This is a genomic window from Vibrio toranzoniae (genome assembly GCF_024347655.1).
Lineage (GTDB): Bacteria > Pseudomonadota > Gammaproteobacteria > Enterobacterales > Vibrionaceae > Vibrio > Vibrio toranzoniae.
In genome coordinates this window covers 1202105-1213785 of record NZ_AP025514.1, presented here as the reverse complement: position 1 = coordinate 1213785, position 11681 = coordinate 1202105, and the positions used below count along the sequence as shown (strand labels likewise).

Genomic DNA, 11681 nt, shown 5'->3' with positions numbered 1-11681 from the left:
GAATGAAACAATACGGCTTTTACATTGATTCAAGTAAATGCACGGGTTGTAAAACCTGTCAGCTTGCTTGTAAAGATTATAACGATCTAGACATCAAAACGAACTACCGTCGCGTATACGAATACGCAGGTGGTGGTTTCACTCAAGATGGTGATACCTGGGTTCAGAAAGATGTTTTTTCTTACTACCTATCTATCGCTTGTAACCACTGTACCAACCCTGCGTGTGTGAAAGTGTGTCCTTCGGGCGCAATGCACAAACGTGATGAAGACGGCTTGGTTGTGGTTGACGAGAGTGTGTGTATTGGTTGTCAGCACTGTAGCAATGCGTGTCCTTACGGCGCACCACAATACAATGCGAAGAAAGGTCACATGACCAAATGCGATGGTTGCTACCAACGTGTTTCTGAAGGAAAACAGCCTATCTGTGTTGAATCTTGCCCACTTCGTGCATTGGAGTTTGGTGAAATCAATACACTTCGTGAGAAGTACGGTTCTGGTGCAGATGTGGCGCCACTGCCATCTTCAACAGAAACGCTACCGAACATCGTGATTAAGCTGAACAAAAACGCGAAGCCGACTGGCGATACCAGTGGTCACCTAGCAAACCCGAAGGAGGTGTAAGATGATTTTTCATGAGTGGTCTTTGATCTTCTTTACGGTACTGGCTCAAACAGCCGTGGGTGGTTACTTACTTATTGGCGCACGTGCACTGGTACTTGGTCATGACGAAGAGAAACTAAACAGCTACAAGGTTCCAATGTTCATTCTGTGGGCATTAATGGGCCTTGGTTTTATGTTCTCGACAACGCACCTGGGCTCTCCACTGCGCGCGTTTAATGCCTTTAACCAACTAGGCTCGGCTTGGTTGTCTAACGAAGTGTTCTTCGGTGCGGCATTCTTCGCAGTAGGTGGCCTGCAATGGCTACTATCTGTAGTTAAGAAAGGTAGCGTGGCTATCCAAAAAGCACTGATGGTTGGCGCTATGGTGTTGGGTGTTATCTTCATGTACGCGATGATCAACGTCTACATGATCAACACTGTACCGACTTGGGACAACATCTACACACCACTGAGCTTCATCATGACGATGGTTGTGGGTGGCTTGCTGCTGTCTCAGTTCGTGATTGTGTTCGCCAACGACAGTCGCTTTACGGTTGACCGTAACATTACCATGCTGGCTGTAATTGCTGTTGCGATAAGCTTACTTGTGACAGTAGGCAAACTGAACCTAATCGGTGACATCCAAACTTCAGCAACAAAAGCATCTGAGTTGGTTGACGGTTTAGGCAGCTATGTGATTCTTCAAGTTGCATTGCTGATGGCAAGCTTACTGATTTGGATTCTACCTATGCTCAACAAAGCAAAAGTGAACCCAGTAAACCTAGGCCTAGCATTGGTACTGTTCTTAGCTTCAGAATTAATTGGCCGTGGTTTGTTCTACAGCCTACACATGACAAGCGGTTTGTAATCACTTACTCAGTTTAAATGCTAGCTACAAAGCTATTCGCCACCTGTTGACTTATCTAGAAGGCTAGATAAACAAAAGGCCCCACAACCATATGGATGTGGGGCCTTTTTATTTGTTCTGTCTTAATGTTGGTTCAAAAGAACTTAGTTGGCTACAAGAGCTGCTTACTTGATGATCGCCGAAGGGATAAACATATCCTTCACGCGTTTTAGTGAAGAATAGTCACCAAACATAGGCTTGCTATCTAAGTGTCTTCTCAGCATATCTGCGGCCACGGTTTTGATAATGGTGCGTGCATCTTCGCGGTTGTATTGGCGGTAGAACTCGAGCACTTGTCCCCACTCACCTGCTTCGCTCGATAGCGCAATACTGAATGTATTGCCCTCTAATTTGCCAGTCACCAAGGCCAATTCCGTGCCGCACTTTTCTCTGGTTGCGCCCGCCAAGGCAAAAGTCGCCGCTAATGGGTCGCTCTTTTCGAGCTCACTCTCTTTGGGTTCAGCCATCACCCATGAGTGACCGAAGCAATCTTCAACCTGCTCACTCGATTGTAGCCAAGCCGAAAGCGCACCTTTAGTCGACACTTCAGATACAGACAAGGTTTTCTTTCTCTCTGCCATGATGTGGCCAATATGATCAATCATCGGCTCATCAACACTGACTACGTTGCTCTCTAGCAGCTTGTACACCATTTGTAGCAGTTTAACGCGCGTTTCTAAGCCAGACTTAGGCCCAAACAGTTTCACCTCAATGAACGGCAGATAAGAGCGATAGCCTAATTCATAGCCTTCAGGCAGCTTTAACTGGTCTAACACATCCGAGATACCCGACTCAGATAAGCCGAACGTAAACAAACGACTGCATTCAGAGGCAACCACTTGAGGATACGTGCGAGACAAATCGGGCAGAATTTCAAAGATCACCATGCGCTTGAATTCACTCGGTACACCTGGCGTGAAATAGAAAGTCGCATCGTTGATTTTCATCTTGAAGCCACATGCAGTGCCAACAGGGTTATCGACAATCTCAGAGCTTGCTGGCAACAAAGCTTGCTTAAGGTTGCTGTCAGGCATCGGCATACCTCGTCCTGAGAACATCTCTTCCATACGAGCGAGCCATTCAGGGAACATGACTAGCTTTTGATCGGAAGCAGCGGCAGCGGCGGCGGCACTCATGTCATCGGTTGTCGGCCCTAAACCACCATTGACGATAACCACATCATAGTTAAAGCTCAGCATCAGTAATTCTTCAACCAAAGCATTCATTTGGTCACCCACAGTGGAACGTTTCGCAAGAGCAAAACCGTGCTGATAAAACTCAGCAGACATCCAGGCTGCGTTTGTGTCGACAATGTCTCCATGAAGAACTTCTTCACCTGTACTTAACATTGCGATTTTCGTCATATTACTTCCCTTGTTGTCATAAAAAGACACTGTATTATTTACAAACTAGTCTATGGTTGAATTTGATACATTTCACCTTTCATAAGTATTGACCATGTCTGAACTAAGATTCTTATGAGAAAAGTAATAAAGTATTAGTTCCCTAAATCAGGCATTTAATAGATAATTGTGACTCTGATCAATTCTTAACTTCTCGTGGAGACCCTTGTGTCCAAATCGCCGTCACTAGCAAAGGTTACAGCTGTATTATCAATGTTAATGTCAGTTAGCTCGGCTGCAAGCCAATATGACTTCGACCAGCCAATCAACCTTTCTTACTCGGATGAATGTGCTCAAGATTACTGTGTTAGTGAAAGCTTGTACACCTACAAGCCAAGTAAGAATTATGCATTAAACGAGTCAAGCGATCAGTACGATTTAACGATCGACAAACAACCACTTTACCTGACTGTCAGCGATGGTAAAGATTGGGATTACCTTATGGGTCAAACCTACACTATTCTTGGTTTGAGTGTCGCAACCGTTGGCCTAATGACCCTATTACCTGAAAGTATTACTAAGTGGGACGATGACCAACGCGATATTAGTGCACTAGGTCAGAAGTGGAAGGATAATGTTTCTGCTGGTCCAGTATGGGACCGTGATGAACACTTCTTAAACTACGTAATGCACCCTTATTTTGGTGGTGTTTACTACACTGCAGCTCGACACGCGGGGTACGATGAGTTTGAGTCTTTCCTATACTCTTGGACTATGTCGACATTCTTCTGGGAATACGGTGTAGAAGCGTTTGCTGAAGTACCTTCATGGCAAGATCTCTTCATCACTCCATTCTTTGGTGCGGTTGTTGGTGAAATGATGTTAGAAGCAGAACAAAACATAGTAGCTTCAGGTGGTGAAGTGATGGGCTCTCAAACCATGGGTGATGTGTCTCTATTTTTCCTAAACCCTGTTGGCCATATCCATTACTGGGTAAGTGATGCTTGGGGCGGTGACGCAGAGGTTAACCTGAATACTAACCCTTGGTGGGACAACCAAGATGCCGCTAAATTCGCTTACGATGCTGGCGCACCATATGATTCACAGTTTGTTGGTATGAACTTCAAGGTAACGTTTTGAACCAGTATCCGTGTTACTTGCTAAGCCGTTTACTCGTTGCTTGCTAAGCTTCTGAATCACAAATAGCAGCGACAACTCTTTTAAAAAGCGGCTCTTTAGCCGCTTTTTTGTGCCCTAGCCTTCATTCTCTTTTTTTGTATCGCAGCTTAGTTTCAAAAATTGACACAGGTCAAACATTGTTCGATGTAACCTTCTACACTGAAATTAAAGAACTTTATCGCGTGATATCAAACATTTAATTGGCAACGATTAATCGAAACTTTGGGGGCTGATATGAACAGTACATTTATCGTAAACTTTATCGGAAAAGCATCACCAGCAACAATCAAGCAACTTGCTGCGGTTACTCACGAAAACGACGGAAAATGGCTCATCAGTAAAGTGAATTTTATTGAAGACCAAGTCGCGGGTGTACTCAAAGTTGAACTTCCAGCCATCAACGAATCGATTGTTAAAGAAGCCTTCAGCGCTAATCCGGATCTCATCGTGCAATTTGTCGATTCAGACCATTCACACAATGTCCAAGACACGATACATCACCTTAGACTCGACTCGAACGACCGAGCAGGTATCGTCAACGAAGTAACACATGTATTGGATAGACAAGGAATCAGCATTCTAGATATGGACTGCCACCGAGTCTTTATCGCTGGCGGCGGCGGTGTAAGCTCAAGCCTATTTACTTCCAAGATAGCGGTTAAGCTGCCAATCGAAGTTCAGATCGAAGACGTAGTGAATGAGCTAGAAACGCTTAGCGAAGATACTCGAGTGATAATTGAAGGTTAACTGGTCGCTCTCAATTTTATATTCTATTTTCTGACTAACGGACATTTAAAAACAAAATAGAGCAGCTCATTGGCTGCCCTATTTGTTGTTTTGAACCTAAGACTCGTTACTTAACCGACCATTGTGATAATGAACGTTTGAAGTCTTCATAGCCAAACTCATTCAGCTTTTGAACGTCGCCATTGCTGCGCTCACAGTAGATCGATGGCATCTTCAAACCATTGAACCAGTTCAATTTCACCATGGTGTAACCCGCACTGTCCAACAAGTGAAGCTTTTGACCAATCTTCAACGGCTCATCAAAGCTTGTTTCACAGAACTGATCACCCGCCAGACATGAACACGAACCAATAACGTAGTCATGACTGCCGTTTTCAGACGCTTCTAATACCGATGCTGGTTCATTGTAGATAAGCGTATCAAGACGGTGTGCTTCGGTTGCTGAATCCACAATCGCCGTTTTCTTCACGTTCTCAACGATATCAACCACTGTCACAACTAAGTCTGTTGTTTTAGTGATGATGGCTTCACCCGGTTCAAGGTACATCTGCACGCCGTGCTTTTCAGAAAAGGCTTTTAGTGCAAGGCCAAGTTTCTCGATGTCGTATCCCGGCCATGTGAAGAACACACCACCGCCCATGCTCACCCAGTCTAACTTATCTAAGTGCTCACCAAACTGCTCTGAGATTGAATCAAGCAGGCCGATAAATGCGTCGACGTCTTTGTTCTCACAGTTCATGTGGAACATCACGCCATTAATCTCATCGAAGATCTCAGGTTTGATATGGTCAGCTTGAACACCTAAGCGAGAATATTGACGCGCAGGATTTGCTAAGTCTTGTCCTGCGTAGCTCACGCCCGGGTTTAGACGCAAACCCAGAGACGCTTTGCCCTCAACAATATGACGGTAAGCTTCGAATTGGTTTTGTGAGTTGAAGATCATCTTGTCGCAAATATCCGCGACTTCTCTCACGTCATCTTCGCTGTAACCCACACTGTAAGCGTGCGTTTCACCGCCAAAGGTTTCGTGGCCAAGTTTCACTTCGTATGGACCAGAGCTGGTCGTGCCATCGAGGTAAGGCTTGATGATGTCAAACACACCCCATGTCGAGAAACACTTAAGTGCCAATACCAACTTCACACCTGAAATCTCCTTCAGCTGCTTGGCTTTCTCTAAGTTCGTAATCAACTTGTCTTCGTTGATCATGAAATAAGGCGTTTTTAGTTCATTGTTTTGCATGTTAATACCTTGCGGCCATCGAGTTCACGAAGGCACATGATAATCGAACAAAGCCGACGCAACAGCATCGGCTTGTAATAATACGTTCTCGTCAATCATAAGACTTTGAATGGAATTCGCAGAACTTTGCCCTTATCGCTAGGACAACGCAACGAGGGCAAAGAGCCAGAAATTACTTCAAAGTGTGGATCAGAGGTAAACCAGCTGTAGGCTCTAGCTCTTGAACATGCCAATCTAGACCGATTTCCGGCATGGTTGCTAGGAACGGGTCTGGGTTTAGCTGCTCCATGTTGAACACGCCTTTATCAGCCCATTCGCCACGAAAGAACTGAAGTGCAGCCGTGATTGCAGGAACACCCGTAGTGTAAGAGATCGCTTGGTGCTCTACGTCTTCGTAAGCCACTTCGTGGTCTGCGTTATTGTAGATGAACACGCTGCGCTCTTTGCCGTCTTTCTTACCTTGAACCCAAGTTCCGATACACGTTAAACCTGTGTAGCCCGGAGCCAAAGACGTTGGATCTGGTAGTAGTGCTTTAAGAACATGAAGAGGTTGAACCACAGTACCATCGTGCAGTGTTAGTGGATCTGGGCTTAGAAGGCCGATATCACGCATGCAGTTGAAGTAGTTCAGGTAAGCATCACCAAAGCCCATCCAGAATTCGATGCGCTTAGCTGGGATGAATTCCTTCATTGAACGAACTTCATCGTGCGCCATTGAGTACACTTTGTGAGAGCCACAGTTAGGGAAATCAAACTCAAGCATACGAGAGTGACAAGGTACTTGTTTCCACTCTTCATTTTCCCAGTAGAAAGAATCGCCTTGAATCTCAAGCATGTTGGTTTCTGGGTCAAAGTTAGTCGCAAACTTCTTACCGTGGTCGCCTGCGTTTACGTCCATTACGTCGATCGTATCGATCTCATCGAACAAGTGCTTAACCGCGTGCGCTGCAAATACAGAAACCACACCTGGATCGAAACCCGCACCAAGAATACCTGTGATGCCAGCTTCAGCGAACTTCTCACCGTAACCCCATTGCCAATCATAAGCTTGTGGTACTTGTTGGCCTTCAGAACATAGATCAACCGCTACCGATGTATCTAGGTAAGATACTTTTGCTTGGTAACACGCTTCCATGATCGCCATGTTTACCCAAGGAGGACCAGCGTTGATGACTAGGTCTGGTTTCACTTCGTTAATCAGAGCAACAAGTGCATCAACATCGTCAGCATTTACTGCGCGAGCTTCTAGTTTTTTAGTTGAATCTTTAAGGTTGTTTTTACCTTTAATCGATTCGATGATTTGTTCACACTTCGCGATTGTGCGAGAAGCGATTGTGATATCACCCAGTACTTCGTTATTTTGTGCTGCTTTATGTGCAACAACCCAACCAACGCCGCCTGCACCAATTTGTAGAATAGCCATAGTATTAATTACCCTTGTTGTTCTGCTAGCTCAGTGGCTAGAGTTTGAATTTTGTTAATTAGAGATTTGAAATCTGATGTCTTTAAGCACGGGTTCAAGATAGTGAATTTAAGCGCGCTCTTACCATCCACGACCGTTTCACCAAGCACCGCAACACCACGAGTCAGGGCTTCCAGTCTTAGCGTTTGATTCAGTTTGTCTAAATCTAGCTCATCGTTTGCTGACTGCTTATTGTTCGGCTTAGATCGGAACAGCACTGTTGATAGTGAAGGTTCCGCGAGTAGCTCTAAGTCAACTTGGTTTTGAATCAGGTCTGCTACTTCTAGCGTTTGCTCAAGAAGATGGTCGTACATATCGCCCAACTGCTTTGGCCCAACGCTTTGCATCGTCATGAAGACTTTCAATGCATCAAAACGCTTGGTCGTCGCGATAGACTTGTCGACTAAGTTCGGCAGCTCATCGTGTTCACGGTTTAGGTAATCTGCGTGATGCAGAAGGTACTTAAAGTTCGCTTTGTCTTTCAACAACACCGCGCCGCAGCTGATTGTTTGGTAGAAAAGCTTGTGGAAATCGACACTCACAGAATCCGCTTTTTCGATGCCTTGTAAACGAGCTTTGTGGCTACTTAAGATAAGCGCGCCACCGTAAGCACTGTCGACATGGAACCAAAGGGCTTGTTTGCTTGCGATGTCTGCAATCGCATCAAGGTCGTCGATAGCGCCGTGATCGGTTGTCCCTGCCGTACCCACTACCGCAAAAGGAATCAGGCCTTGAGCTTTGAGTGCTTTGATTTCTGCGTCTAATAAATCCGGTTTGATGGTGCCATTAGCGTTTGTTTCAACACAGCACACCGCGCTCTCGCCTAAACCAAGTAGTGAAGCGGATTTTTGAACCGTGAAGTGAGATTTGTTTGAGCACAAGATACGAAGCTTGCTCGCGTATTCTGGTAAGCCAAGCTTTTGGATAGAATGACCATTGTGCTTATCCGCAACCCAGTCTCTCGCAAGCAATAAACCCATTAGGTTACTTTGCGTGCCGCCACTGGTGAAAACGCCGTCCGCTTGATCGCCAAGTTGGTATTTGTCACACATCCAATCCACCACACGCTGCTCAACATAAGTCGCAGCAGATGCTTGGTCCCATGAATCCATTGATTGGTTCAGGGCCGCGATAATTGATTCCGCAGCGACTGATGCCATAAGAGGAGGAGTGTGAAGGTGTGCAATACAGTCAGGATGTTGCACAAAGATAGAGTTAGCTGCAACTAAGTCAGCAGTGCTGTCCACAACATCAACTAAAGCGTGTTGGTTGTTGTCTAGGTCGACAGCCTTGATTGCTGCCTCTAGCACTTTTGGTTCTAGACCTGAGTATGGCGTTTCAACCTGCTCAAACACCGCTTTCATTGCTTGAGTGGTTTGGTTCATTACGTTTGCGAATTCGTCGCTACCGCCTAGGCCGGTGTGAATGAAATGCTTGTTCCACTCTTGGTTTGCCTGCTCACTTGAAGCTTGATCTTGTTGAACACCTCCGCCTACCGCAATAATGGCTTCTTCCATCACGCGCAGTGCAAAGTCTATCTGCTCGAAAGAGATAATCATCGGTGGTAGGAAGCGAATCACAGAGCCATCACGACCGCCCTTCTCGACCATCAAACCACGCTCTAATGCTGCGCGTTGAATCGCTAGGGTGAGTTCGCCGTCAGATTCCGGCTCACCAAATTTGTTGAGCTCGCCGTTTGATTGCTTGATCTCAGCGCCAAGCATTAGGCCTTTACCACGTACTTCAGCAATACAGCTCACGCGAGATTGAATCTTCTCTAACCCGTGACGTAGGTATTGGCCTGCAATGTTCGCGTGCTCAACCAAACCATCACGTTCGATGATTTCCAACGCTTTAGCGCCAGACACCATTGCCAGTTGGTTACCACGGAAAGTACCCGTGTGCTCACCCGCTTTCCATGTATCGATGCTCTTATCGAATACCAGCAGCGACATAGGCAGTCCGCCACCGATCGCTTTAGACAAACATAGGATATCAGGGTTAACACCCGACTCTTCAAATGCGAATCGATGACCAGTTTTACCCACACCACACTGAATTTCATCAAAAATAAGTAGGATTCCGTGCTCATCACAGATGCGACGTAGGCCTTGTAACCAAGAAGCAGGAGCCGGAATCACACCACCCTCTCCTTGCACAGGCTCTACGATCATCGCGGCTGGTTTCATGATACCTGACTCGTCGTCATTCAACATGCGTTCAATGTAACGAATGCTCGCGTTAGCACCCGCTTCACCGCCAATGCCAAACGGACAGCGTAGGTTGTATGGAAAAGGCATAAAGTGCACGTCAGACATCAAGCCGCTACGACGTTCTTTAGTGCCGAGGTTACCCATCATGCCCATGGTACCGTTAGTCATGCCATGGTAAGCACCACGGAAAGCAAACATGGTATTACGACCTGTGGTTTGCTTAGCAAGCTTGATTGCCGCTTCAACAGCATCAGCACCTGACGGGCCACAGAATTGAAGAACCGAGTTATCTGAAAAATCTTGAGGAAGAAAAGCTTTAACTCGCTTGATAAACGTCTCTTTTGCTTGAGTCGTGATATCAAGAGTTTGGTATGGCAGACCGGAATCGAGTTGGTCTTTGAGTGCTTGGTTAATCTCTGGGTGGTTATAACCCAAAGAAAGTGTACCTGCACCGGCTAGGCAATCGAGAAAGAGCTGGCCACGAGTATCTTCAACTAAGGCACCACATGCTCGCTTAATAGCAATAGGAAGGCGTCTTGGGTAAGAACGAACATCCGACTCATGCTGTTCTTGCTCGAGCAAAATAGCGTCAGGTGTTAGGTCGTAAGTGCCCTCTACGATAGGAACCATAGTTGAAAATGAATTTGCGATAGTATTGATATCGGCTTCAAAGGCAGTAGTCATAAAAGTCCCCTTGAATGAGTTTATACTCATCTCACCAGACGCAATTCCACTATAACTCTTTGTTTATATTAGAGAGTTCATGATGAAGTAGGTGCATTGTCTAGACAATGAGATATAGCTGTACGCTCGTATAAGTCAAATGACGAACACGAAATTAGGCCGTCTTAGACAGCGATAAATTGTTAACGTAAGCTCAAGGTTCAGTAATGCTACTGTTTTGAAGAATTGGACATTTTTGCAGGATCGGACAGCTATGAAGCGCTAGTCCCTTTGGAAATGCAGAGCTGATTAGCAATGTTGTAGTTAGTGTGTTCAATGTTGGGTTTCCCATTAACATGGCGAATGGCGCCATAAGTATCCCGTCTATCAGCTAAAGGACTAGCCAATACCTACCCTACGTAATGTCCCAATCAGCAAGAATGGTCATTACGCGTATCCCCCAGAAGCAATCATGGTTCTTTTTGAACATCAGCCATTCCGAGATTAAGCGGGAAAGTAACATAAAGTGAAATGAACTATCAATAATTTTTAATGATGGCTTCATAAATACAAGATTTGGTTGGGTGATTAGTTTAAATATCGATATTTAAGTGTCAATTTTTTGAGGATAACGAGAAATTAAAATAGCAGAAAACAAAAAAGCCCGAACATTTCTGTTCGGGCTTTCTAATTTGGAGCGATACATCGGGTTCGAACCGATGACCTCAACCTTGGCAAGGTTGCGCTCTACCAACTGAGCTAGTATCGCATTTGCTTTATCGAGATAAAGACTTTAATAGATGGTGCCCCGGGCCGGACTTGAACCGGCACAGCGCGAACGCCGAGGGATTTTAAATCCCTTGTGTCTACCAATTCCACCACCAGGGCACGCAATTCTTTATTGCGATGCCGATTACTGAAAAGTAAAACACCATCTTAATGCTGACGCCAATCAACACTACAAATTTTGGAGCGATACATCGGGTTCGAACCGATGACCTCAACCTTGGCAAGGTTGCGCTCTACCAACTGAGCTAGTATCGCAATTGCATTCGTGCTACTTGCTCTCTATTGTAAATAAAAAGAGTAGTTAGAATGGAGGCGCCTCCCGGAGTCGAACCGAGGTCCACGGATTTGCAATCCGCTGCATAGCCACTCTGCCAAGGCGCCTTAATAACTCCAACCGAATCGCTCACTGCAATCCTCTTGGGTACGGGATGCATTTTACGGATTCAGACGATTGAGTCAATATTATTTTTGTAGTTTTAATTCGTTTGAATAGATTTCATACGAAATAGCCCAAATAGCTGACTTTATGATCAAAA

At 45.4% G+C, this 11681-nt stretch carries 8 protein-coding genes and 4 tRNA genes; 4 read left to right on the top strand and 8 right to left on the bottom strand.

Annotated elements, in window-relative coordinates; genetic code table 11:
- The first annotated feature begins 2 nt into the window (after nucleotides 1–2).
- Complete coding sequence (locus OCU50_RS05405; RefSeq protein WP_004733360.1) at nucleotides 3–623, top strand: DMSO/selenate family reductase complex B subunit; 621 nt, start codon at nucleotides 3–5, stop codon at nucleotides 621–623.
- Between the two features lies 1 nt (nucleotide 624).
- Nucleotides 625–1470, top strand: coding sequence for a dimethyl sulfoxide reductase anchor subunit family protein (locus OCU50_RS05400; RefSeq protein ID WP_060467475.1), 846 nt, complete (start codon nucleotides 625–627; stop codon nucleotides 1468–1470).
- Nucleotides 1471–1634: 164 nt separating this feature from the next.
- Here OCU50_RS05400 and OCU50_RS05395 read toward each other — a convergent pair whose 3' ends face one another.
- The gene (locus OCU50_RS05395; protein WP_060467474.1) at nucleotides 1635–2873 is read right to left on the bottom strand and encodes a CinA family nicotinamide mononucleotide deamidase-related protein; all 1239 of its coding nucleotides are present in this window, start codon (nucleotides 2871–2873) and stop codon (nucleotides 1635–1637) included.
- Between the two features lie 207 nt (nucleotides 2874–3080).
- Between OCU50_RS05395 and OCU50_RS05390 the strand changes: the two genes are divergently transcribed.
- Both OCU50_RS05390 and OCU50_RS05385 read left to right on the top strand, forming a co-directional pair.
- The gene (locus OCU50_RS05390) at nucleotides 3081–3992 is read left to right on the top strand and encodes a DUF3943 domain-containing protein (protein ID WP_060467473.1); all 912 of its coding nucleotides are present in this window, start codon (nucleotides 3081–3083) and stop codon (nucleotides 3990–3992) included.
- A 273-nt stretch (nucleotides 3993–4265) separates the two neighbouring features.
- Nucleotides 4266–4778, top strand: a complete 513-nt coding sequence (locus tag OCU50_RS05385) for a glycine cleavage system transcriptional repressor (protein ID WP_060467472.1) — start codon at nucleotides 4266–4268, stop codon at nucleotides 4776–4778.
- Nucleotides 4779–4884: 106 nt separating this feature from the next.
- On the opposite strand, the gene nspC is transcribed toward OCU50_RS05385, so the two are convergent.
- The 7 genes from nspC to OCU50_RS05350 all read right to left on the bottom strand — a co-directional run bounded on the left by nspC (nucleotide 4885) and on the right by OCU50_RS05350 (nucleotide 11526).
- Nucleotides 4885–6018 carry a carboxynorspermidine decarboxylase gene (gene nspC, locus OCU50_RS05380; protein ID WP_060467471.1) on the bottom strand — a complete coding sequence of 378 codons (1134 nt, stop codon included), beginning with the start codon at nucleotides 6016–6018 and terminating at the stop codon, nucleotides 4885–4887.
- 172 nt (nucleotides 6019–6190) lie between these two features.
- Nucleotides 6191–7441, bottom strand: a complete 1251-nt coding sequence (locus OCU50_RS05375; protein WP_060467470.1) for a carboxynorspermidine synthase — start codon at nucleotides 7439–7441, stop codon at nucleotides 6191–6193.
- 8 nt (nucleotides 7442–7449) lie between these two features.
- Nucleotides 7450–10401 (bottom strand): pyridoxal phosphate-dependent class III aminotransferase, encoded by a 2952-nt coding sequence (locus tag OCU50_RS05370; protein ID WP_201023944.1) that lies wholly within the window; start codon nucleotides 10399–10401, stop codon nucleotides 7450–7452.
- 648 nt (nucleotides 10402–11049) lie between these two features.
- Nucleotides 11050–11125: transfer RNA gene (locus OCU50_RS05365), tRNA-Gly, on the bottom strand.
- Nucleotides 11126–11157: 32 nt separating this feature from the next.
- Nucleotides 11158–11244, bottom strand: a tRNA-Leu gene (locus OCU50_RS05360).
- 80 nt (nucleotides 11245–11324) lie between these two features.
- Nucleotides 11325–11400, bottom strand: a tRNA-Gly gene (locus OCU50_RS05355).
- A 52-nt stretch (nucleotides 11401–11452) separates the two neighbouring features.
- Nucleotides 11453–11526: transfer RNA gene (locus OCU50_RS05350), tRNA-Cys, on the bottom strand.
- Between the last annotated feature and the right edge of the window lie 155 nt (nucleotides 11527–11681).